The organism is Ruegeria sp. TM1040, assembly GCF_000014065.1.
In the GTDB taxonomy this organism is placed as follows: Bacteria; Pseudomonadota; Alphaproteobacteria; order Rhodobacterales; family Rhodobacteraceae; genus Epibacterium.
The window spans coordinates 703,337-726,163 of the sequence record NC_008044.1 but is presented as its reverse complement, the minus strand read 5'-3'; the positions used below and the strand labels follow the sequence as shown (position 1 = coordinate 726,163).

General features: G+C 60.5%; 23 protein-coding genes. 9 read left to right on the top strand and 14 right to left on the bottom strand.

The annotated features are described in order from the left end of the window. Window positions 1-113 precede the first annotated feature (113 nt). Window positions 114-1,913 (bottom strand): translation elongation factor 4, encoded by a 1,800-nt coding sequence (gene lepA / locus TM1040_RS07695; RefSeq protein ID WP_011538023.1) that lies wholly within the window; start codon window positions 1,911-1,913, stop codon window positions 114-116. Window positions 1,914-2,123: 210 nt separating this feature from the next. Between lepA and TM1040_RS07690 the strand changes: the two genes are divergently transcribed. Beyond that, window positions 2,124-2,435 (top strand): hypothetical protein, encoded by a 312-nt coding sequence (locus TM1040_RS07690; RefSeq protein WP_011538022.1) that lies wholly within the window; start codon window positions 2,124-2,126, stop codon window positions 2,433-2,435. Window positions 2,436-2,701: 266 nt separating this feature from the next. Continuing rightward, on the top strand, window positions 2,702-3,667 hold the full coding sequence (locus tag TM1040_RS07685; RefSeq protein ID WP_011538021.1) for a LysR family transcriptional regulator: 966 nt from the start codon (window positions 2,702-2,704) through the stop codon (window positions 3,665-3,667). A 107-nt stretch (window positions 3,668-3,774) separates the two neighbouring features. Here the strand turns inward: TM1040_RS07685 and TM1040_RS07680 are convergent, their stop codons facing one another. Next, complete coding sequence (locus TM1040_RS07680) at window positions 3,775-4,224, bottom strand: low molecular weight protein-tyrosine-phosphatase (protein WP_011538020.1); 450 nt, start codon at window positions 4,222-4,224, stop codon at window positions 3,775-3,777. A gap of 114 nt (window positions 4,225-4,338) precedes the next feature. Here TM1040_RS07680 and TM1040_RS07675 point away from each other — a divergent pair, with 114 nt between their 5' ends. Next, window positions 4,339-5,037 carry an NAD-dependent deacylase gene (locus TM1040_RS07675; RefSeq protein WP_011538019.1) on the top strand — a complete coding sequence of 233 codons (699 nt, stop codon included), beginning with the start codon at window positions 4,339-4,341 and terminating at the stop codon, window positions 5,035-5,037. Between the two features lie 58 nt (window positions 5,038-5,095). Here the strand turns inward: TM1040_RS07675 and TM1040_RS07670 are convergent, their stop codons facing one another. The 4 genes from TM1040_RS07670 to meaB form a co-directional block, all read right to left on the bottom strand. Further along, on the bottom strand, window positions 5,096-5,587 hold the full coding sequence (locus tag TM1040_RS07670; protein WP_011538018.1) for a copper chaperone PCu(A)C: 492 nt from the start codon (window positions 5,585-5,587) through the stop codon (window positions 5,096-5,098). A 76-nt stretch (window positions 5,588-5,663) separates the two neighbouring features. After that, entirely contained in the window at window positions 5,664-5,999 is a 336-nt protein-coding gene (locus tag TM1040_RS07665; RefSeq protein ID WP_254658859.1) for a hypothetical protein, read from the bottom strand. A 170-nt stretch (window positions 6,000-6,169) separates the two neighbouring features. After that, window positions 6,170-6,460, bottom strand: a complete 291-nt coding sequence (rpmB, locus tag TM1040_RS07660; RefSeq protein WP_011538016.1) for a 50S ribosomal protein L28 — start codon at window positions 6,458-6,460, stop codon at window positions 6,170-6,172. A 301-nt stretch (window positions 6,461-6,761) separates the two neighbouring features. Then, complete coding sequence (meaB, locus tag TM1040_RS07655) at window positions 6,762-7,763, bottom strand: methylmalonyl Co-A mutase-associated GTPase MeaB (protein ID WP_011538015.1); 1,002 nt, start codon at window positions 7,761-7,763, stop codon at window positions 6,762-6,764. A gap of 246 nt (window positions 7,764-8,009) precedes the next feature. Here meaB and hrpB point away from each other — a divergent pair, with 246 nt between their 5' ends. From hrpB to TM1040_RS07640, 3 genes are all read left to right on the top strand, one after another. Next, window positions 8,010-10,535, top strand: coding sequence for an ATP-dependent helicase HrpB (hrpB, locus tag TM1040_RS07650; protein ID WP_011538014.1), 2,526 nt, complete (start codon window positions 8,010-8,012; stop codon window positions 10,533-10,535). 179 nt (window positions 10,536-10,714) lie between these two features. Next, window positions 10,715-11,182, top strand: a complete 468-nt coding sequence (locus TM1040_RS07645; protein WP_011538013.1) for an NUDIX hydrolase — start codon at window positions 10,715-10,717, stop codon at window positions 11,180-11,182. Between the two features lie 121 nt (window positions 11,183-11,303). Next, a complete protein-coding gene (locus TM1040_RS07640) occupies window positions 11,304-12,794 on the top strand; it encodes an inorganic phosphate transporter (protein ID WP_011538012.1) in 1,491 nt (496 codons plus the stop codon). A gap of 192 nt (window positions 12,795-12,986) precedes the next feature. Here the strand turns inward: TM1040_RS07640 and argF are convergent, their stop codons facing one another. Both argF and TM1040_RS07630 read right to left on the bottom strand, forming a co-directional pair. Then, entirely contained in the window at window positions 12,987-13,913 is a 927-nt protein-coding gene (argF, locus tag TM1040_RS07635; protein WP_011538011.1) for an ornithine carbamoyltransferase, read from the bottom strand. Window positions 13,914-13,989: 76 nt separating this feature from the next. Then, on the bottom strand, window positions 13,990-15,165 hold the full coding sequence (locus tag TM1040_RS07630; RefSeq protein ID WP_011538010.1) for an aspartate aminotransferase family protein: 1,176 nt from the start codon (window positions 15,163-15,165) through the stop codon (window positions 13,990-13,992). A 373-nt stretch (window positions 15,166-15,538) separates the two neighbouring features. Between TM1040_RS07630 and TM1040_RS07625 the strand changes: the two genes are divergently transcribed. Beyond that, complete coding sequence (locus TM1040_RS07625; RefSeq protein WP_044027028.1) at window positions 15,539-16,465, top strand: DMT family transporter; 927 nt, start codon at window positions 15,539-15,541, stop codon at window positions 16,463-16,465. Here TM1040_RS07625 and TM1040_RS07620 read toward each other — a convergent pair. Next, window positions 16,462-17,286, bottom strand: coding sequence for an ABC transporter permease (locus TM1040_RS07620; protein ID WP_011538008.1), 825 nt, complete (start codon window positions 17,284-17,286; stop codon window positions 16,462-16,464). The two genes, TM1040_RS07625 and TM1040_RS07620, sit on opposite strands and share 4 nt — an antisense overlap. A gap of 189 nt (window positions 17,287-17,475) precedes the next feature. On the opposite strand from TM1040_RS07620, the gene TM1040_RS07615 reads away from it, so the two are divergent. Further along, entirely contained in the window at window positions 17,476-18,066 is a 591-nt protein-coding gene (locus TM1040_RS07615; protein ID WP_011538007.1) for a GcrA family cell cycle regulator, read from the top strand. Window positions 18,067-18,242: 176 nt separating this feature from the next. On the opposite strand, the gene TM1040_RS07610 is transcribed toward TM1040_RS07615, so the two are convergent. The 3 genes from TM1040_RS07610 to TM1040_RS07600 all read right to left on the bottom strand — a co-directional run bounded on the left by TM1040_RS07610 (window position 18,243) and on the right by TM1040_RS07600 (window position 20,121). Beyond that, window positions 18,243-18,761: a YHS domain-containing (seleno)protein gene (locus TM1040_RS07610; protein WP_044027027.1), complete on the bottom strand. Its 519-nt coding sequence runs from the start codon at window positions 18,759-18,761 to the stop codon at window positions 18,243-18,245. A gap of 161 nt (window positions 18,762-18,922) precedes the next feature. Further along, window positions 18,923-19,333 (bottom strand): DUF4260 domain-containing protein, encoded by a 411-nt coding sequence (locus TM1040_RS07605; RefSeq protein WP_011538005.1) that lies wholly within the window; start codon window positions 19,331-19,333, stop codon window positions 18,923-18,925. Beyond that, window positions 19,333-20,121 (bottom strand): NYN domain-containing protein, encoded by a 789-nt coding sequence (locus TM1040_RS07600; RefSeq protein ID WP_011538004.1) that lies wholly within the window; start codon window positions 20,119-20,121, stop codon window positions 19,333-19,335. The genes TM1040_RS07605 and TM1040_RS07600 overlap by 1 nt, the downstream gene beginning before the upstream one ends. 258 nt (window positions 20,122-20,379) lie before the next feature. On the opposite strand from TM1040_RS07600, the gene yghU reads away from it, so the two are divergent. Beyond that, complete coding sequence (yghU, locus tag TM1040_RS07595) at window positions 20,380-21,252, top strand: glutathione-dependent disulfide-bond oxidoreductase (RefSeq protein ID WP_011538003.1); 873 nt, start codon at window positions 20,380-20,382, stop codon at window positions 21,250-21,252. A 145-nt stretch (window positions 21,253-21,397) separates the two neighbouring features. On the opposite strand, the gene TM1040_RS07590 is transcribed toward yghU, so the two are convergent. Both TM1040_RS07590 and TM1040_RS07585 read right to left on the bottom strand, forming a co-directional pair. Further along, complete coding sequence (locus TM1040_RS07590; RefSeq protein ID WP_011538002.1) at window positions 21,398-22,189, bottom strand: SseB family protein; 792 nt, start codon at window positions 22,187-22,189, stop codon at window positions 21,398-21,400. Next, window positions 22,182-22,784: a uracil-DNA glycosylase family protein gene (locus TM1040_RS07585; RefSeq protein ID WP_011538001.1), complete on the bottom strand. Its 603-nt coding sequence runs from the start codon at window positions 22,782-22,784 to the stop codon at window positions 22,182-22,184. The genes TM1040_RS07590 and TM1040_RS07585 overlap by 8 nt, the downstream gene beginning before the upstream one ends. Window positions 22,785-22,827: the final 43 nt, after the last annotated feature.

Genomic DNA, 22,827 nt, shown 5'->3' with positions numbered 1-22,827 from the left:
GCGCGACATTGCACCTGCGTCGGACCGAAATGCAAGCAGGGCTGGCGCGATGACCGCTGTTTCCAGCCCCCTCTCTCAATCAAAAAGACCTCCCGCGAGGGGAGGCCTTTTGTTCAGTCGTCCATCTTGAGCGCGGAGATAAACGCCTCTTGCGGGATTTCAACCCGGCCGAACTGGCGCATCTTCTTCTTACCGGCTTTTTGCTTTTCAAGGAGCTTGCGTTTTCGGGTGGCGTCGCCGCCGTAACATTTTGCGGTCACATCCTTGCGCAGGGCCGAGAGCGTCTCGCGCGCGATCACCTTGCCACCAATCGCGGCCTGGATCGGAATCTTGAACATGTGGCGCGGGATCAGGTCCTTGAGCTTTTCACACATGGCGCGGCCCCGCTGCTCGGCACGGTCGCGATGAACCATGGTCGAGAGCGCATCCACAGGTTCGTCATTCACCAGCACCGACATCTTTACGAGATTGTCCGCGCGATAGCCGATCATCTGGTAATCAAAGGACGCATAGCCTTTCGTGACCGATTTCAGACGATCATAGAAGTCAAACACCACCTCGTTGAGCGGCAGGTCGTAGACCACCATGGCCCGCGAGCCCGCATAGGACAGGTCCTGCTGAATGCCGCGGCGGTCCTGACACAGCTTGAGCACGTCACCGAGATACTCATCCGGCACCAGGATGGTCGCCTTGATGCGCGGCTCTTCGAGATGATCCACCTTGGACAGGTCGGGCATGTCAGCCGGGTTATGCAGTTCAAGCATCTCCCCGTCTTTCATGAAGATATGATAGACAACCGACGGTGCCGTGGTGATCAGCTCGATATTATACTCTCGCTCGATCCGGTCCCGGATTACCTCAAGGTGCAAAAGCCCAAGGAAGCCGCAACGGAAACCAAACCCAAGCGCGGCGGAGGTTTCCATCTCGTAGGAGAAGGACGCATCATTGAGCGCCAGCTTTTCAATCGCGTCGCGCAGGTCCTCGAATTCCGAGCTGTCCACCGGGAACAGGCCACAGAACACCACGGGCACAGAGGGCTTAAAGCCCGGCAATGCGGTCTCTGCGCCTTTCTTGTCGTGGGTGATGGTATCGCCCACCTTGGTGTCACGCACCTGTTTGATCGAAGCAGTGATAAAGCCGATCTCGCCCGGCCCAAGCTCGTCCACCACCTGCATCGCAGGGCGGAATACACCGATCCGGTCCACACCGTACCGCGCGTTGGTCTGCATCATCTTGATCTGGTCGCCCTTCTTCAGGACCCCGTCCATGATGCGCACCAGAACGATCACGCCCAGATAAGCGTCGTACCAGCTGTCCACCAGCATCGCCTTCAGAGGCGCGTTGCGCTCTCCTGTCGGGGCGGGCAGACGTTTCACGATGGCCTCAAGCGTGTCCTTGATGCCGATGCCGGTTTTGGCCGAGACTCGGATCGCATCGGTTGCATCGATGCCGATCACGTCCTCGATCTGCTCTGCCACACGGTCACAATCGGCCGCCGGCAAGTCGATCTTGTTCAGAACCGGAACGATCTCGTGGTCCGCATCAATCGCCTGGTAGACATTCGCCAAGGTCTGCGCCTCGACCCCTTGGGTGGAGTCGACAACGAGCAAAGAGCCCTCAACCGCGCGCATGGACCGCGACACCTCATAGGCAAAGTCGACGTGGCCGGGGGTGTCGATCAGGTTCAGCACATAGCGTTCCCCGTCATCGGCTTCGTAGTCGATGCGGACGGTGTTCGCCTTGATGGTGATGCCCCGTTCACGCTCGATGTCCATGGCGTCGAGCAACTGCTCTTTCATGTCACGATCCTGCACCGTCCCCGTCGACTGGATGAGGCGGTCTGCAAGCGTGGACTTACCATGGTCGATATGGGCGACGATGGAAAAATTGCGGATTTTCGAGAGCTCTGTCATGCATGCGCATATGATTGGGATTTCGCCTTTGGTCAAGGTGGATCATGCGCAACTGCCCACCGGATTGGCGCGAAGATGCGACCGGTCGCCGCGCTGGCGCATTCCAGAGACCAAAGGCCGCTGCAAGCCCATTGAAACGCCCTGTTCAGATGTGGAATAGTTGGTCAAATTTTTAGAGAGTTTCACCGTGCCAACCGGAGAAAGATCATCGTGTACCGCCTGACCCTCGCCGCCTGCCTCTGCCTGTCCACAACGCTTGTTTTTGCGCCCTCGGCGCAGGCCGGCACGATCGAACGCGCCTGTCGCAACTCCGACCGCCAGGCCGCAGAGCCCACGATCTGCCGCTGCATCCAGAAAGTCGCAGAACGTCGGCTCACCAAATCCGAGCAGCGCACCGTCGCCAAGTGGTTTGCAGACCCCCACCGCGCTCAGGAAGTGCGCCAATCCGACCGGCGCAGCGATGCCCGCCTGTGGGAACGTTACAAACTCTTTGGTACGGACGCCGAACGCATCTGCGGATAAACGCGCCGACCCCACCTCAGAAACTCTGTTAAAAAATGGTTAATCCGCGCTGCAATTAACCATTTTTTCTTTCAAAAAGGCAAAACTCACCGCCTCGGATACAATTTGAGAACTTTTCTCTTTTCAAACTAATAAAATAAAAATAGAAACATTGCAGATCGTTTCATACGCAGGGAAATCCTGTGCTGTTCAGTGTTCAGACGCTCCCCCGGCAGAAGCATCGCGTGACGGAGTTTGAAATTAATAGGACTTTTGGGAGCTAACCTATGCTTATGAAAGGCGTCACGCTCAGAGGGCTTGAAGTTTTTGAAGCTTTGGCCAAATCGGGTTCTGTCGCGCAGGCTGCAGATATTACCGGACTCAGCCAGCCCGCCGTGAGTCAGCAACTTCGAAATCTCGAAAAGGCGCTTGGATCGGATCTGGTCGATCATGGACGGCGCCCAATGGTGCTGACCTCTGCCGGACGCAGCTTTCTGTCGCGCACCCAAGCGATCCTGAGCGAGCTGCGCCTCGCCCAAAGCGAACTCACCGTGATGGATCTGTCACATTTGCCGGCGCTGTCGATTGGGTTGATTGACGATTTTGACAATGACCTGACACCGCGCCTTGCGACCATTCTGGCGGACAGTCTCACGCAGTGCCGTTTCAAGATGGTCACAGCCTCCAGCCATGACATCCATAGAGCCATGGCTGAAAAGGATCTGCACATCGGCGTTGCGGCATCAACCGGCGAACTTCGCACAGGTGTGACCGAATATCCGCTGGTGGAAGAGCCCTTTATCCTGGTGGCCCCGCGGGGCTGCATAACCGATCCCGACGATGTCGGGAACCAGCTCAATCACCTGCCGCTGCTGCGCTACGCGCGGGATCAGCTGATCTCGCAGCAGATCGAGTCGCATCTCAGCCGCAACAAGATGGAATTTGACGACCGTTTCGAGATCGGCTCACATCTTGCGCTGATGGCCATGGTGGCACGCCGGATCGGTTGGGCCATTACGACTCCGCTGGGCTACATGCGGGCCGTGCGCTTCCATGAGGACATCGACGCATACGCGCTCCCATTTGCCGGGTTCTCGCGTCGCATTTCACTCTTTGCACAGTCCGATTGGCCGGACACTGTCCCGCTTGAGGTGGCAGGCACGGTGCGTCGACTGACCCAGAGCCAGATGATCACCCCAGCCATCAACCGCCTGCCTTGGCTTGCCGGACAACTGCGCGTCATCGAAGAGTGATCCTCGCGCCTGGGCGCGTCACCCGCGCCCAGACTGCGATTTCCCGCATACGACATGGCGCCCAGTTTGGCTTTTATGCCGTCAATACCCGTGCCCGGGATCCCCGTTCACACCCCGGCCTGAGTGACATAGCGCTTCAATCCTTGTGCTGCGCTCTCCAACAGATCAAGGCATCCATCAAAGTCCCGCGTGTAATAGGGATCCGGTACCGCCTCGACATCAAAGCCCGCCGCCATCGGTGCAAATAAAACTACCGGTGTCCGGTCTCCCGCGGGGCGCAGGGACTCGACGTTTTCCTGATTGTCCTGATCCATTACAACGATCAAATCAAAGTTCCGGAAATCCTCCGCGCAGAATTGCCGTGCCCGCAAGTCGCTCATGTCAATTCCTCGCGCGCGGGCGGCCTTTGCCATCTCTGGATAGGGAGGACTGCCGACATGGTAGCCAGCTGTCCCCGCGCTATCGCATTGGATATTGGGACAGCTTTCACGAAATATCGCCTCCGCGGCAGGAGATCGACAAATATTCCCAAGACAAACAAACAATACGCTTTCCACGAAGCCCCCTTTTGTTTTTGGCACTTCAAAATAATATATATAGTTTTGATAGGCACCAGAGCGCAGGTCATCAATGCTGGAACCAATTTGAAACCAGAGGGCAAAGATACTGAGATGAAAAAAATCGTGATCCTCACCGGCGCAGGAATTTCAGCAGAAAGCGGGCTTGGCACGTTTCGCGATAAAGGAGGCCTGTGGTCGCAGCATCGGATCGAGGATGTTGCAACGCCCGAAGGATTTGCTCGCGATCCGGAACTTGTGCACAGGTTTTATTCCGCACGGCGCCAGCACGCGGCAGAAGCCCTACCCAACGCGGCCCATGACGCGCTGGCACGTCTTGAAGAACGGTGGACTGGTGACGTGATCATCATAACGCAGAACGTCGATGGCCTTCATGAGAAAGCAGGCTCTCGCGGTGTGCTGCACATGCATGGCGCGCTCTCAGGCGCGCTCTGTGCCGCCTGTGCGCACCGTTGGCCCGCCCCGCTCCAGATGACGCCCGAAACCCGGTGTCCTGCCTGTGACGCAAACACGGCTCGGCCGGATGTGGTCTGGTTTGGCGAGGTTCCCTATCATATGGAGCAAATCGCAAGCCATCTCGCAGAGGCCGATCTCTTTGTTGCCATTGGCACCTCGGGTCAGGTCTATCCGGCAGCGGCGTTTGTCCAAGAGGCGGCCACATACGGCGCGCAGACGCTCGAACTCAACCTCGAACCCTCGGAAGTGAGTGCAGATTTTGCACAGCATCGCTTTGGCAAGGCCTCCGACGTTGTTCCGATCTGGGTAGAGGACCTCCTGCGGGACGCTGCGTAAAAAAAGGCTCCGGTCATAACCGGAGCCTTGTCTGACATCTCGGGTGTCTCTGCCAAGATCAGTTCGAGTGATCACCGTGCCCGCTGTGATTTCCGTGGCCGCCCTTGGGTGCGCGATCCATGTCGACAGGGATCTGCACCGACACTTCTCCTGCGTTTTCAAACACAAGGATCACATCGACAGTCTCGCCGTCCTTGAGTTCCCGTGTGAGCCCCATAAACATGACGTGATCGCCACCACGCCGTAGCAGATGAGTCTCTCCGGCGGGAATCGCAAACCCTTCTTCGACATGCATCATCTTCATCACGCCATTGGCGTCTTCCTGGTGTGTGTGCAGTTGCACACGCTTGGCCACATCAGAGCGTGCGTCGATCAGGCGATCCTCTGATGCGCCTTGGTTGGTGATTTCCATAAAGGCCGCGCCCGCCATTTTGTTGGAGGATCGCGCATAGGCATCCTGCACAAGCATCTGTGCCGAAGCCGAAGTGGCGAATGCAACGCTTGCGAACACACCAAAGGCCGCAGACCGGCCGAGGGATTTGTAGGACATTAGTTTTTCCTTGATATGAGATCTGAGTGTTCCGGGCGCTGTCAGGCGACCGGTCTGGCTATAAACAGAGCAGACGTCAGACCAAGGGCGGCGCGCGCGCGCGAACCTCTTCGAGAGGTGCGACGGTGGATTGCGCGCGCGAAAGCACCCGGTGGACCAGCCGCACAGGTGCATAAGGCGCCCGCAGATGTGGGGCATATTCCGCCAGATCAAGAAGATGCGTGATGCAGTCCGGGCAGATATGCGGCGCGCCCGTTGGAGTGCCGTTTGCATCCACATAGACGGTCACAGGCCCACTGCCCGTGCAAAGGATCACCTGCCCCGTCGCATCACGGTCAAAGCGGCTGGCAGCGGCGCTATGGCCGGTCAGCAGCAAGGCCGCTGCCAGAAGCAGGGCGATATACCGTCTCATGACCTTCATCTTGTCATGGATATCTCAGGACCGAGCCGGGATCGCAAGACCGCCGGCACAGCTCAGGCAAAGAGTCGCAGCCTGCGCCCCTACAGCATGCAAAAAGACCACCGGCGCGAAGCACGGTGGTCTTTCCAGAATATCTGGGCAGGATCAAAAATCGCGGGCGCTTAGGCCTCAGCAGCTTGTGCTTTTGCGATTTCTTTTTTGACCTTCAGCGCTGCGGCGGAGAGCTCTTCGTCCTTGGCTTTGGCCAGGAAGGCGTCCAGACCACCGCGGTGGTCAACCGAACGCAGGGCTGCTGCGGAGATGCGCAGCTTCACGCCGCGACCGAGAGTCTCGGACTGCAGGGTGACGTCGTTCAGGTTCGGCAAGAAACGACGCTTGGTTTTGTTGTTGGCGTGGCTGACATTGTTGCCAGTCATCGGGCCTTTTCCGGTCAGTTCGCAACGGCGCGACATGGTGTTATCCTTCGTATCTGCGGCGTCCCGACCCGTTTATGGCCTGCCCGGCCGTTTGGAATCAGTCGCCAAATTACAAGGGCGCTGCCATTGGCTGCGCCCGAAAACTGGTTGGATGCGTTTAGGAGGAATCGCGAAGATGGTCAAGCCATATGCGACGCTTTTATGGCAGAGCAGACGACATTCCCGCGTGATCCCCACTGGCGCTGGCGCGCTTTTACAGTTTTAGCCGCAGCTTACAAGCCTGGGCCTGGCTTCTGGTCCTCCGGGTTTTCGCCGCTTACGCCCCTGAGTCGCTCCTTCAGGGCGCGCCGGAAGGATCCACATCACCCACGCCCAGCCCCAAGAGCATATCGCGCGCCGCATCCTGTGGTGTTTGCGCCCCACCCGCGACCTGCGCCGAAAGGTCTGCCATGCGGGACTTGGCCCAGGAAGTCTGCAACCGTGACAGGAGGGCCTGCCGGACTTCCTCTGCGAACCAGTATTGCGCCTGTTGTGAACGGTTCTTGTCCCAAAAGCCGTTCTCTCGTCGCCACCCGGCAAGCGCCTGAATTTCTTCCCAGGCCTGATCGAGCCCCGCCGCCTCTATGGCAGAAACCGTGAGCGCCTTGGGAAAGCCCTCGGGATCTTGCGGACGTTTGCGCAAAAGCCGCAAGGCCCCGGCATAGTCGGCACAGGTTCGGGTTGCGGTCGCCTTCAGATCGCCATCGGCCTTGTTGATGAGGATCATGTCCGCGATCTCCATGATGCCGCGCTTGACCCCTTGCAGCTCGTCCCCGCCCGCAGGCGCAAGCAGGAGCAAGAACAGGTCCGACAACTCCGAGACGACGGTCTCCGACTGACCAACACCGACGGTTTCGATCAGCACAACATCAAACCCTGCCGCCTCGCAGAGCGCAACAGCATCGCGGGTGCGCCGGGCTACCCCACCGAGATGGCTTTGGCTGGGGCTGGGGCGAATGAAGGCCGCGCGCTCCCGGCTCAGCCGCTCCATGCGAGTCTTGTCGCCAAGGATCGAACCACCAGAACGCGCCGAACTTGGATCAACCGCCAGAACGGCGACCCTGAGCCCCTGCTCGATCAACATCATGCCAAAGGCTTCGATGAAGGTGGATTTTCCCACGCCTGGTGTCCCGGAGAGCCCGATCCGCAATGCCTGACGGTCGCTTTTGGCGAGCTCGGACAACAGCGCATCTGCCTGTGCGCGATGATCGGCGCGTGCGCTTTCGACCAGTGTGATCGCCCGGGCCAGCGCCCTTCGGTCAGCCTGCAGGATTTTCTTGCTCAGCTCTGTGATGTCCATGGCGCGCCCTTTACCTGTGCCGCGCATTGATGGCGTAGTCAGGGCGGGCTTGTCCAGTGGAGGGCGGATAAACTCTGACTGCTTCCCACAAGGGCTCTGGACAGTGTCCTCATCGCGTCAGAGCAAAAGACAGTATCACTTTGAATGTGCGGGCCGCTCCAACGCGTCGCATATGGGGTGACTTCGAACGTGCAAGGCTGCGTGCGCCACTGGACCTTGCAGCCATGATTGGCGATAAGCGCCGCCATGACACGGCTTCCCATCGACGACGCGCTTCCTCAATTGATTTCGGCCCTGCGGGCACGGGGGCGAGCCGTGTTGGAGGCCCCCCCCGGTGCAGGTAAGACAACCAAGGTTCCGCTCGCGATCCTAGATGCGAAGCTGACGGAAGGGCGCATCCTCATGCTCGAGCCGCGCCGCCTCGCCGCTCGTACGGCAGCGGAACGTATGGCCTCCACACTTGGTGAACCCGCAGGCCATACCGTTGGCTACAGGGTGCGCGGCGAGGCCAAGGTTTCCAGATCCACCCGGATCGAGGTCGTCACCGAGGGCATTCTGACCCGGATGCTGCAGTCGGATCCGGACCTGCCGGGCGTGGGAGCCGTGATCTTTGACGAGTTTCACGAGCGTTCTCTGAACGGCGATCTCGGGCTGGCCTTCTGCCTTGAAGTGGCAAGCGCCCTGCGCGACGATCTGCTGCTGCTGGCGATGTCCGCGACGCTCGACGCTGCCCCGGTTGCGGCATTGATGAACGCACCGATTGTGACCTCGGAGGGGCGCAGTTATCCGGTGGAAACCCGCTGGCTCCCTGCTCCGCTCCCCGCAAAGGCGCGTCGGATCGATGCCTTGGTGGATCTTGTCGTGCAAGCCGAGGCCGAGACCCGCGACAAGGATGATCGCGCGGGCAGCGGCGGTCTTTTGGTGTTTTTGCCCGGCGAAGGCGAAATCCGCCGCGCCGCGAGCGCGCTTGAGCGCCGCCTGCCCGCCGCATGCCAGGTTCGCCCGCTCTTTGGGGCGCTGCCCTTTGCCGAGCAACGCGCTGCGATTGCCCCCGCCACCGAGGGGCGTAAGGTTGTGCTTGCAACATCCATTGCTGAAACCTCGCTCACCATCGAGGATATCCGCGTGGTGGTCGATATGGGGCAGGCCCGGCGCGCCCGGTTTGATCCCGGCGCGGGAATGTCGCGACTTGTGACAGAGCGCGTCACCCGCGCCGAGGCCACTCAACGCCAGGGGCGCGCAGGTCGCGTGAGCGCGGGCGTCTGCTATCGTCTCTGGGCACAGGGTGAAGAAGGCGCACTCGCCGCCTACCCCCCGGCCGAAATCGAGGCGGCGGATCTCACCAGTCTCGCGCTGGAACTGGCGCTGTGGGGGGCGGAGCCGCAGGATTTGCCGTTGCTCACGCCACCGCCTGCGGGCAGCTTTGCCGAGGCGCAGCTGCTTCTGCAGATGCTCGGCGCCCTCGATACCAAGATGCGGATTACAGAGCATGGTCGCGCGCTGGCGCGTCTGCCCTTGCATCCCCGCCTCGCGCATATGTTCACCATCGCAGGCCCCGAGAGCGCAACGCTGGCCGCATTGCTGGCCGACCGCGACCCGTTGCGGGGGGCACCGGTGGATCTGGCGCTGCGCCTGGAGGCCTTGCAGGATCTGCGCCGTTTTCGCGACCGCCGCCCCTATGAGGTAAAAGCCCCCGCGCACCAGGCCATCACTGCCGAGGCAAAGCGTCTCAAGCGCCATCGCGGCGGGCACGGCACCGCTGCCCCCAATCCCGTGGACGGACCCGCCGCTCCGCTGTTCCCCGCTGCCCCGTCCGGCGAGCCTCTCTCGCCTGCCGCAATGGCTGCGCTCGCCTATCCCGACCGGGTGGCCCAGCGCCGGAAGGGCGATGATGCACGTTTTGTGCTCTCCGGGGGCAAGGGGGCTGTGCTGGACAACGCTGACCCGCTGGCGGGGGCCTCCTACCTCGTGGTTACCGACACCGATGGCAACCCGCGCGAGGCCAAGATCCGTCAGGCTGCACAGATCACCCTCGCCGAAATCCGTGGGCTATTTGGCGATCAGATCGCGTGGCAAGAGGTCTGCAGCTGGTCCAAACGGGACCGGCGCGTGGTCGCGCGCAAACAAGAGCGCTTTGGCGCTCTGGTGCTGGACGACCGGATCTGGAAAGATGTCCCGCCTGACGCCGTGGCCCACGCCATGCTTGATGGGGTGCGTGACCTGGGCCTGCGACTCTCGCCTGCAGCGGCGCGTCTTGCAACGCGCGTGGAGCTGCTGCGCGCTGAGGGACGCGACTTGCCGGATTTCTCCGAGGAGGGCTTGATGGCCAAGCTTGAGGACTGGCTCTTGCCCATGATCTCAGGGATGCGTAGCGACGCGGACTGGAAGAGCTTTGACGCCCTCCCCGCCCTACGTGCTGTCCTGACGTGGGACCAAACCCAAATGCTCGACCGCGATGTGCCCGGCAGTTTTGTGACACCACTGGGACGCAAGATCCCGATCGACTACGACGGCGAGATCCCCGGGATCGCGGTACGCCTGCAGGAAGTGTTCGGCGTGACCCGCCATCCCACGGTTGCAGGCGTCGCGCTGAAGGTCACGCTCTTGTCGCCCGCCCGTCGCCCGATCCAGATCACTCGCGATCTGCCGGGGTTCTGGGCAGGATCATATGCCGATGTCCGCAAGGACATGCGGGCACAATACCCCAAACACCCCTGGCCCGAAGACCCCACAAAGGCGGAGGCAACCTTGCGGGCGCGACCGCGCAAATAGGCCAACACCGATAAGCCATCATAAACGCCGGGGCCCAGCGCTAGCGGGAATTGATATAAGAGCAACGGTTGCGAAACTTGAGCGCAAAGACGTTGTGCACAAGGGCGAACGGGACTATACCCCGTTGCTCAATCCTCCAAAGAGTATAAGAATTGGCCGAAAAAGGCTTCGAGCACTCGATGCAACAGTTACTGCATAAAATCTGGTCCCAGACCTTTCAGCCCATGTTGTCGCGCCCGCGCAGATTGCAAGTGGCAGCGCTATGCTATCGCCGTGACAAGTCGGGGTGCGAAGTCCTGTTGATCACCAGCCGGGACACCGGTCGCTGGGTGGTACCAAAAGGCTGGCCAATGGAGGGCAAATCCAGCGCCGAGAGTGCCGCTCAGGAAGCCTGGGAAGAAGCTGGCGTGCGCTGTGGCCGTTTTGAGGAAACTCCTGTCGGGCGCTTTGAATATGACAAGCGCCTGAACAACGGAGCACTGGAGCCTCTGGAGACACTGGTCTACGCGATCGAAGTGCAGGAGTTGCGAGACGACTTCCCCGAAGCCCATGAACGTACCCGAAAATGGGTCAGCCCCAAGGACGCCGCAGAGATGGTGCGCGAGCCTCAACTCCAGGACCTTTTGCGCGGTTTCAGCCCATCTTGATCCTGTCGCCCCTGAACTCCCCCGAGACTGTATCCTTTTGCATCGCGCGCGGGCCTCTCCCACGCCAGCGCGCAAAGCAGTGCGCAAGGCAGGAACTCGCAGTGATTGACGGGGGCGCGCGATGACACAGCCGGACTGGAGATCACTGGACAAGGACCTAGTGCGCCTTAACCAGACGGAGCGGACCACAGGCTATGTGGTGCGCCCGCTCCTCGGGTTTGGCCTGGCGCTGACCTTCATGGCTTTGGCTGGTGTTGAAGCGGCCTTTGTACTGGGGACATCCCAAACCACGATGATGGCAATGGTCGCAGCCATGTTCGGCGCGTATCTCGCACTCAACATCGGGGCCAATGATGTGGCCAACAACATGGGTCCCGCTGTCGGCGCTAAGGCGCTACCGATGACCGCAGCCTTGATTGCTGCCGCCTTGGCCGAGGTTACAGGCGCGCTTCTGGGAGGCAGCGAGGTGGTGGCAACCGTCTCTACCCGCCTGATCGAGCCGGACGCCATGAGCGCGCCGCATATGCTCATTCAGGCGATGATGTCGGCCATGATTGCATCCGCTCTCTGGGTCAATCTGGCCACATGGATGGGGGCGCCGGTTTCCACAACACAGAGCATCATTGGTGCCATTCTAGGTGCGACAACAGCGGCGGCCGGTTTTGGCGCGGTGGATTGGCTGACCTTTGGCAGCATCGCCACAAGCTGGATGCTTTCTCCGCTGATCGGGGCCGTGCTTGCGATGGCGCTCCTCGCCCTGATCCGACAGGTGATCACCGAGCAGGATGAAAAGCTCGAAGCCGCGCGCCGGTGGGTGCCGATCCTGCTGGCCGGTATGGGGGGCGCATTTGGGACGTTCTTCGTGCTCAAGCTGCCTGAAACCGTTGCCGCCGCAACCTCTGCCCAAGCCCTGCTGGCGGGCGGTTGCCTCGGGCTGTTGTCCTTTGTGATTGCTCGGCCGCTCATTCTGCGCCGCGCCGCAGAGCTTGAGAACCAAAAGGGCGCGATAAAGGCCCTGTTCCGCCTGCCCCTTGTGATCGCCGCGATCCTGATGTCCTTTGCGCATGGGGCCAATGATGTGGCAAATGCCATCGGCCCGCTTGCCAGCATCGTGCAGGCAATGGATCTGGAAAACACCGGCTCACACCCAGCCGAAATCAATGCGTTCACCACTCTTGATGTGCCTGTCTGGGTTCTGATCATCGGAGCGTTTGGCATGGCAATGGGTGTGGTTCTGTTTGGTCCCAGATTGGTGAACATGGTGGGCAACCAGATCACCAAGCTGAACCCGATCCGGGCCTATTGCGTGTCCACGTCTGCCGCGCTCACGGTCATCATGGCCAGTTGGTTGGGTCTGCCGGTATCGTCGACCCATGTGGCCGTCGGCGCCGTCTTTGGGGTTGGATTCTACCGCGAGCACGCCGCAGCACAGGCGCGCCGCGCAGGCCAGAAGGAGACCCGACCCGGCCTGCCTCACGAAGATCGCAGCCGCCGTCGACTGGTGCGCCGCAGCCATGTTCTGACAATCTTGGCAGCCTGGCTCATTACCGTGCCGCTTTCTGGTTTGCTGTCAGCGGGCATCTACGGGATCTTGCATCTGTTTTCTGGCTAACGAGAGAGTGCAAGCGGGGCATCCGGCCTCCACGGCGTGCCCGATGCTCATGCTCTTTTGTTTGTCATGTCAGCGCTGAAGCAGCCTGTTGAGACGCCGAGCGCCGGGCCAAAGGCCCGGCGCAATCCCCAACGGGAGGGGTAGTATTTCAATACTGCATCCGACGGGCGGGAGTGCGCCCGTGGTGTAGCGTCAGACGCCCAGACACCAGCGCATGACCGCCTTTTGCGCGTGCAGGCGATTTTCGGCTTCGTCAAAAATCACCGACTGGGGGCCATCCATCACTGCCGAGGTCACCTCTTCCTCGCGGTGCGCTGGCAGGCAATGCATAAAGAGCGCGTCCGGCTTGGCATGCGCCATCAACGCGTCGTTGACCTGATAGGGACGCAGCATGTTGTGGCGCCGCTCCTTCGAGGATTGGCTGTCATGCATCGACACCCAAGTGTCGGCCACCACCAGATCCGCGCCCTCAACGGCCTTCGCCGCATCCCGCTCGATAGTGATCTTGGAGCCCGCGTTGCGCGCAAACCCGATGAATTCATCTTCCGGGTCAAGCTGCGCCGGACCAGTAAAGGTAAGGTCGAAGCCGAACTGACCCGCCGCGTGGAGAAAAGACGCGCAAACATTGTTTCCGTCCCCGGTCCAGACCACCTTCTTGCCCTTGATGGGGCCGCGGTGTTCTTCATAGGTGAGGATATCGGCCATGATCTGACAGGGGTGGGTGCGGTCGGTAAGACCGTTGATCACCGGCACATCGGCATATTCTGCCATCTCGGTAAGCACGGTTTCGTCGAAAGTCCGGATCATGATCATGTCCACATAGCGCGACAGCACCCGCGCGGTGTCAGCGATGGTCTCGCCGTGACCAAGCTGCATGTCCTTGCCGGAGAGCACCATGGTTTCGCCGCCCATCTGGCGCACCCCGACATCAAAAGAAACCCGCGTCCGGGTCGAGGGCTTTTCAAAGATCAGCGCAACCATATGCCCTGCAAGCGGCTGCTCGTCATCTGGCGTGCCTTTGGGGCGGCCAAGACGTGCGGTTTTCATTTGCCCGGCCTGATCAATGATCTGACGCAGATCTTCGGGTGCGGTTTTATGGATATCGAGGAAATGGTTCATGTTGTCGTCGCTTTCTGGAGAGGGACATGCGGGGGCCAGCCCCCGCACCCCCGAGCTATTTGTAAAAAGATGAAGGTCAGGCGGCTTCGACCGCAGTGGCCGCGGCATCAAGACGGGTGATCGCTTCTTCGATGTCGGCGTCGGTGATGGTAAGTGCGGGCAAGAGGCGGATCACATTGTCGGCGGCGGGCACGGTAATGACTTCGGCATCGTAGCCTGCTTTGACAACCTCTGCGTTGACAGCCCTACATTTGAGGCCAAGCATCAGGCCCGAGCCGCGCACCTCCTCGAAAACATCCGGGTGAGAGGCCACGAGACCTTCGAGTTTCTGGCGCAGGAGGCCCGCCTTGCGATTGACCTCAGACAGAAAATCCGGTGCGGCAACGTGATCCATCACCGCGCAACCCACAGCACAGCCCAAAGGGTTGCCTCCATAGGTGGAGCCATGGGTGCCGGCGGTCATACCCGAGGCGGCCTCTTCGGACGCGAGGACGGCGCCGAGAGGAAAACCGCCTCCGATGCCTTTGGCGACCATCATGATGTCGGGCGCGATACCGGCCCATTCATGGGCAAAGAGTTTACCGGTGCGTCCCACGCCGCATTGCACCTCATCGAGAATGAGAAGGAGGCCATGTTCGTCACAAAGCGCCCTGAGATCCTTGAGGTCCTGATCGGGCATCGGGCGAATGCCGCCCTCGCCCTGCACCGGCTCAACCAGAATGGCTGCGGTCTTGTCGTCGATGGCGGCCGCAACCGCCTGCGCATCGCCCCAGGGGAGATGTACGAATCCCGGCAACAGGGGACCAAACCCCTTGGTCATTTTCTCAGATCCCGCGGCGGCGATCCCCGCCGAGGAGCGGCCATGAAAAGAACCCTCGAAGGTAATGATCTCGACTTTTTCCGGGTGGCCTTTTTCATAGTGGTACTTGCGCGCCATCTTGACGGCCAGCTCGCAGGATTCGGTGCCGGAGTTGGTGAAGAACACCGTATCCGCAAAACTCTCCGCCACCAGCTTGTCGGCCAGAGCCTGCTGCTGCGGGATTTCATAGAGGTTGGAGACATGCCAAAGGTTCTGCGCCTGCGCGGTCAGCGCCTCCACCAGTGCAGGATGCGCATGGCCCAGCGCGTTCACCGCGATGCCAGAGCCCAGATCCAGAAAACGTCGTCCATCCGCCTCGATCAGCCAAGACCCTTCGCCTTTGACGAAGTTCAAGGGCGCCCGGTTATAGGTCGGAAGAACGGAGGGGATCATCTGAAACATCCTTTATGGAGAGTTCGAACGGGGATCAGGACCAAATCAGTGCCCCACTACGGGGCGACGGTCAATAAGAGGTCCGGTAGGTTTTGAAGGGAGCGCCATTTGGAAAGATCAAGGCGGCGCATGGGATCAAAGGCGCTGCGAGGGCAGCGTATCAGGCACATTGGCGTCGACGTCGGGTCGACAGGAGGACTGCGTGTTTGATCATAGTTCGGCTCCATAACGGAAGGCAGCGCGACTGAAAACCCCCTTTGGCACCCAAGTTGCAACAAAACGGCAGAAGCGCACCGATTCATAGCCAATGGGCACGTTGCGACCGCGGCTTTTGCGCTTGCCTTTGGGCGAGCCAGAGCGCACCGATGACGCCATGACCCATGAGACCCCACAGAACCCACCCCTTGCCGCGGCGCTGATCCTGCTGGCCACCGTGTTCATCGCCGGCACCACGTTGCTGGCAAAATCACTTGGCACAGAGGTGCTTGCCCCCCCTTTGCACGCCTTGCAGATCAGTCAGGGACGGTTTGTTTTTGCCTTTATCGGGATCTCCGCCGCCGTGGTGGTTCTGCGCCAGAAGATCCACACGCCGCATTGGGGACTGCATATCGGGCGGTCGTCTTTTGGATGGGGCGGCGTCACGCTGATGTTTGCCTCTGTGGCCTTTATTCCTCTGGCGGATGCGACAGCGATCTCTTTTCTCAACCCTGTGATCGGCATGATCCTCGCAATCCCTTTCCTGGGTGAAAAGGTCGGGCCCTGGCGTTGGCTGGCGGCAGCGATCGCGCTTCTGGGGGCTATGGTTCTTTTGCGACCGACACCTGCGAGTTTCCAGCCAGCGGCGCTGCTTGCATTTGGGGCGGCGCTTGCGATGGGCGCAGAACTGATTTTTATCAAGACCCTCGCAAGGCGCGAGCCACCATTGCAGATCCTGTGGGTGAATAACTTGATCGGTATGGTCATTGCCTCAACGGCAGCATTGGCCGTTTGGCAGATGCCAACGCCCGCTCAATGGGCGGCCCTTGTGGCGCTTGGGGCGTTGATGGCCTGCGCGCAGGCGTGTTTTGTCAATGCGATGGCGCGGGCGGACGCCTCGTTTGTGGCTCCCTTCGCCTATGCCACATTGGTGTTTGCCGCACTCTATGATGCGCTGATCTTTGGAGTTTTGCCTGACTGGGTCACGGTCTTGGGGGCTGGCATCATCCTCTCTGGAGCGGGGTTGCTTGCCTGGCGCGAGAGCGTCAACGGCAAGCGTCCCCTGGTGACAGAGCCCCTGCCCCGCAGCGACACCGTGCTCTAGTTCTTCAGCCGGTAGCCTGTCCGAAGCATCTGCCAGGCCAGCAGCAATATGACAGCCGTCGCCCCAAGGCACACTAGCGCGCCAAAGGCCGGGTCGCTGTCGGAGACGCCGATCATGCCATATCGCACCCCGTCGATCAGGTAGAAAACCGGGTTCACATGGGAGATCGCGTAGAGCACCGGTGGTAGGGCTTCGACTGAGTAGAACGTGCCGGACAGAAACGCCAATGGCGTCACCACAAAATTGGTGATGGCCGCCATCTGGTCGAATTTGTCGGCAAATACGCCAGCGACGATGCCAAGCCCCCCGAGAAACGCTGCCCCCAGAACCACAAAGCCCAGCGCCACGAGCGGATGCGCCGGCACCATGCCCAGCACCAGAGCCAGCCCGAGACCAATCCCGACAGAGACGAACAGCCCGCGTGTGATCGCCCCCGCAAGATACCCAAGGAGGATCTCGAAACCGGAAAGCGGTGGCATCAGCGTGTCGACGATGTTGCCCTGCACTTTGGAGATCACCAGCGACGAGGACGTGTTGGCAAAGGCGTTCTGGATCACGGTCATCATCATGATGCCCGGTGCGATAAAGGAAATGAAAGGCACGCCCATGACATCGCCGCGTCGTGGGCCAATTGCGATCGAGAAGATCAACAGGAACAGCGCCGCCGTCACCATCGGCGCCAGCAAGGTCTGGGTATAGACCACCATAAAGCGTTTGATCTCGCGCCCGGCAAGCGTCTGAAGACCCAGCCAATTCACTCTGCCAAAGCGGCGTTCTCCCACTTCGATCCGAAAGCTCGACTGTGCGTTGTTGTCTGACATGCCACCCTCATCTTCGTGCTGCCCCTTGCATAAAGTCTCATCACGCGGATGCAAGCCGCGCTTCTGTCGGCCGAGACGTCGGTTCATGACTTGTATCTCGCCCGTCAGTGACTATTGTAGGGCGGAACTCTGGAATTCGATGGCGGCCACAGGTTTCTTGAGGCCGCTATTAGCTTTGAAAGGCACCTTATGTCCTGGACTGACGAGCGCGTCGAACTGCTCAAGAAAATGTGGGGCGAAGGCCAGTCGGCCAGTCAGATCGCTAAAGAACTTGGTGGCGTGACCCGGAATGCGGTGATCGGCAAGGTACACCGCCTCGGTCTGTCCAACCGCACCACCGGCGGCGGCAGCAAGGCTGCAGCCGAGCCAAAAGAAAAGCCCGCGCCCAAGGCGGCCGCAAAGCCCAAGGCTCAGCCAAAGACAGAACCGGCGCGCCCGGTGACGCCGGAGCCAGTGGCCGAGGCCCCCGCTGCAGAGCCGAAGCCCTCGACCCCGGCGCGCAAGCAGATCATTCCCGCCGGTCAGCCCCTGCCTCCGCAGCCTTCTGCCAATGAAATCCCGGCAGAGGCACTGGCCAAGGTCAATGAGATCGAGAAGAAAGCCAAGAAGCTCTCTTTGATGGAACTGACCGAGCGAACCTGCAAATGGCCCGTGGGCGATCCCGCAACCGAAGATTTCTGGTTCTGCGGCCTGCCCGTGCAACAGGGCAAACCCTATTGCGAGGCTCATGTGGGCGTTGCCTTCCAGCCGATGAGCTCGCGCCGCGACCGCAAACGCTAACCAGCTAACCAGCCGTTGCGCTCATCAGCCCATCATGGCTGAATCAGCGCCGACACAGATTTCAACCCCGGCTGCCACTGGCACGCCGGGGTTTCGTTTCTTCATGCGCCTGCTCGACAAAAAGCCCCGCATCGCTGCGGGGCTTTCTGAGTCTCGGTATCCGCTGGAAGCAGGCGTCAGTCCTGAACTGGCGCGCTCGAGGTGAAATTCGGGATCGGGTTGCCAGAGGCAGGGTTGGGGTCGATCGCGGGCCAGTTGCCTTCGGCCAGCGTGATGTTTCCGGGAATGTCTTCTTCCCAGAAGCTCACGACATTCTTGGTGATATTGAGATAGAGTTTGTCATCCACGATGCGCCACAGGTTTGGGTTACCGGGCACCTTGCCCCCCTTTGAGACCCCATAGGCGCAGTGACCATCATAAGCCGGTGCGTAATAGGCAGGATTCTCCAAAAACGTCGCGCGGTTTTCCTCCGTCGCAAAAGCAAATGTGGCGCCGTTGTAGTCGGCGGTAATGTCGGCTTTGCCCGGGACCGCCGCAGGCTGGGCCTGCCCCACCGGAGCTTGCTCAAGGCTGCGGTAGGCCACAACATCATAGCCCGAAACCGCAAATCCGGTGTCATCCACAAACTGCTCGCCCGCAAAGGCAGGCAGACCAAAAGACAGAGCCGCCACCGCAGCCAAAGCAAAACGTTTCATCACAAAGTCCTCTTCTTGCGCCCACGGGCGCTGCACGCTCCAATCGAGCCGCATCAATCGGCCCGTGCCACAACGATACGCAAGTTCTGACGCGCGCGAAGCCACTCTCACGCGGCTGTGTTGCAAGAAGAGACCCTGTGAGGAGAGCTCGCCCCGGCGCCTTAGGCATCAGAGCGTGGTTCACGCGCCCGACCGATGCGCCCAAGGTGAGTGAATTCAAACCCTTGCGTGGATTTCAACCCATAGCCGAGCAGCCGATCAAATCCGCAATGCGCCAGCCAAAGCGCGGCGATCTCCCACAACAGAGGGGACTGCCACAGATGCGCCAAGGCCAATGTTACGACCCCAGCAGCGTAGAGATGGACCAGATTGTAACAAAACGCCCCGGCGCGTCGGCCAAACAGATAACCCACGCAGCTGAGGTCAGGGGCAAAGAACAGAAGCATCGCGCCCCAGATCGGCAGCACCGCCTCCGCCCCCGCATAAAGCCAAAGCCCCGCAGCACAGATCAGGCCACCCTCGATTCGTTGCCAGATGCGCGCAGGCGCGTCCGCTGCCTGCGGTACAGACATCAGTCGAGCCTCCGTACGAGGATCTGATTGCCTTCTCCACGGCGCGTTTCCAATATTTTCATGGTTGCGATCAGATCTGACAGTTTGCGCTTGCCATAACTGCGGGTGTCAAAATCGGGACTTGCCGCCGTAATGTACTGACCGATCTGCCCAAGAGAGAACCACTCGTCCTCTTGGCTGATCGCATCCATCGCACGCAGGACCAGCTTTTGCGGATCTTCAAGTTCCGCCGGGGCTTCGTCGTCTTGCGGCGCGGCAGTCTGTTCGAGAGTGGCGCCCGAGGATTGCGTCGAGGGTTTTGGCTTTGATTTCTGCGGCTTGGGCACGTCTTTCGGGACCTCGGTCAAAAGGTTCTCGACATAGATGAAGCGCTTGCAGGCGCGTACGAAGGCTGCAGGTGTCTTGCGCATACCCATACCGTAGACGTCCAACCCTTGTTCGCGAATGCGGCTCGCCAGTCGGGTGAAATCGCTATCCGAGGAGATCAGCACAAAGCCATCAAAGCGGCCTGAGTGCAGAATGTCCATCGCGTCGATGACCAGAGCGATGTCGCTGGCGTTCTTCCCGGTAGTATTGGCAAACTGCTGGTGCGGCACGATTGCAAACGCCGCCAGCTTGTCTTTGCTCCAGCCCTGCGGTCCGCCGCCCGAGAAATCACCATAGATGCGGCGGATGCTCGCCTCTCCGAGTGAAGCAATCTCCTCAAACATGGCCCCGGCGAATTTCGCCGATATGTTGTCCGCGTCAATCAGGACCGCCAGAAGCGGGGGTTTTTCGGTGTTGGCCATTGGATGTCCTGTATCATGTGAGGAAGTCTCTCTCCTTCATACGCGGATGTGCACAAATGAAAAGCGCTGAGCGCGCATGGCTGGCACAGTGGCGATGGGTGAAATGCAATCTCCCCTGTGCACAGAGCCTGTGCGATTTTTTACAGCTACAGACCTTCCAGTCATTGGAATTTTCATTATCGTCCCCATCTGAGGAACGACGTCGCCTCACGGGCGGCTCGACGACAATTGTCTGACACGGGAACAAAGAGGCCCTCCATGAGCGATACGACTTACACCCCTCCGAAGGTCTGGACTTGGGAACAGGAAAGCGGCGGCCAGTTCGCTTCGATCAACCGTCCGATCGCGGGCGCGACCCACGACAAGGAGCTTCCGGTCGGGGAGCACCCCTTCCAGCTCTATTCACTGGCGACCCCGAATGGCGTGAAGGTCACCGTGATGCTCGAGGAGCTTCTGGCGGCGGGCGTCAAAGACGCCGAGTATGATGCCTGGCTTATCAATATCGGCGAGGGCGATCAGTTTGGCTCTGGCTTTGTGGAGATCAACCCGAACTCCAAGATCCCGGCGCTGCATGACCGTTCCGGCGATGCCCCCGTACGCGTATTCGAGAGCGCATCGATCCTGATGCATCTGGCCGAGAAATTCGGTCACTTCTTGCCCAAGGAGGGCGCAGCCCGCACCGAAGTGTTGAACTGGCTCTTCTGGCAGATGGGCTCTGCGCCATATCTCGGCGGTGGCTTTGGTCATTTCTACGCCTATGCGCCCGAAAAATTCGAGTACCCGATCAACCGCTTTACGATGGAGTCCAAGCGTCAGCTGGATGTGCTGAACCGTGAGCTGGCGACCAAAACCTATATCGCGGGCGAAGACTATAGCATCGCCGATATGGCGATCTGGCCATGGTATGGCCAGCTGGTACTGGGCCGCCTTTATGACGCGGCAGAGTTCCTGGACGTCGAAAGCTACGAACATGTGATGCGTTGGGCCAAGGCGATTGATGCCCGCCCTGCCGTCCAGCGTGGCCGCATGGTCAACCGTGCCTTTGGCGAGTTGTCGACGCAGCTGCGAGAACGTCACTCGGCCGAGGACTTTGAAACCAAGACCCAAGACAAGCTCGAAGCGGCAGAGTAACCCGCTGTTTGCAGTCGCGATCTGGTCGCATGCTCTACCGGGCGTGCGGCCAGTTCCGTTTTCGGGGACTGCGGACAGGCAGAACATTGGCAGTGGGCGCGATCCCCCCGCGCCGGCCCGCATCCCTCCAGGGCGCGTTCAGCGATCACTTCAGGCGAGGAGGCTTTTCTGGATCACTGCCGGGTCTTTGCGGCTGGTAGATCTGCCCGGTTTCCACCTCAGGAAGATCAAATCGCAGCCCGACACGCGCTAGCCTTGCGGAAATCTCTTCGCTTGCCGCAAAAAAGCCCACGTCCAAAGCCCCGGCTTCGATCCCGGAAAACGTCAGTGCCTCTCCTGCGGCCTTCGCCAATGCAGGCTCCGCGCCGGGTTCCGCTCCGATAAAGGCCAGAAGGTGGCCGCTGCCGCCGCTCTCATAGTTCACGGCTGCAAGATAGGCCATGCGCGCCAGCCCCGTCGCTGTGGCAAGCTTTGTGTCGAGCGCCGCCAGAAGGGTCTCTGGCAACCCACGGGGAGGGTGCACCTCCGAGATCGCAGCCTCCACCTCGCCCGGCGCATGCGCGAGCGTCTCCGCAAGCCAGCCCATCGCCGCATCCGGGATGAGGATGGATGACGGCGCAACTTCCAGATTGACGCCAAGACCGATCCCTTGCCCCGCCAACATCGACGCAATCACCCGCCCGGAGAGCGCTGCATAAGGCACGATGCGCTCGGCAAACTGCGCCAGTCGCTCTTCACGATCAAACACCAGAACAAAACGCCCCTCGCCTGTTTCAAAGATCTCGGGGCTGATCCGATCGCCTTCCGGCTCTTTGTCCAGCAGCAAGAAGAGTTCGCTGTCCGCAAGGCGTTCAAAGAACCGCAGCCGCGCAGCATCATCGGCAGGCGCCGCTTCCATTGCCGCATGGGCCAGATCAAGCGGGGTCATTTCAGTCATGTTGCATCTGCTCCTTCACCCTTGCGCGCAGAACCGGAAGAAGCTCCGCTTCGAACCAGGGATTTCGTTTCAACCAAGCCGTATTGCGCCAAGAGGGATGAGGCAAGGCAAAGACCCCCTCCGGCAAGCTGCGCCAGCCCTTCACAAGTTCGGTGACCCCAAGGCGGGTTCCGAGATGATAGCGGTGCGCATGCCCGCCAACGAGGATCCGCAGCCGCAGCTTCCCCAGCGCCGACATCACCCGATCATGCCAAGTCTCGCCACAGATCCTGGGCGGCGGCAGATCGGCTGTTTTGGCGTCATAGCCGGGAAAACAAAAGGCCATGGGCACAATGGCCACGCGGCTGGTGTCGTAAAAGCAATCCTCGCTCAGGCCAAGCCACTCTCGCAGCCGGTCGCCCGAGGAATCCGTGAACGGGCGTCCACTTTGGTGAACCCGCATCCCCGGCGCCTGCCCTGCGATCAATATCCGGGCGCTTGGCTCAAACCACACCACCGGGCGCGGCTCATGCGCGGTCCGCGTCGAGGCAAACCGGGCCGCGCACAACCGGCAGGCGGAGATCTCTTTCTTGAGCTCATCCGTATTGCTCTGCATCGCTCTCCCCTGTTGGCAGGCTCTCGTGCGCCGTTGCCTGCGC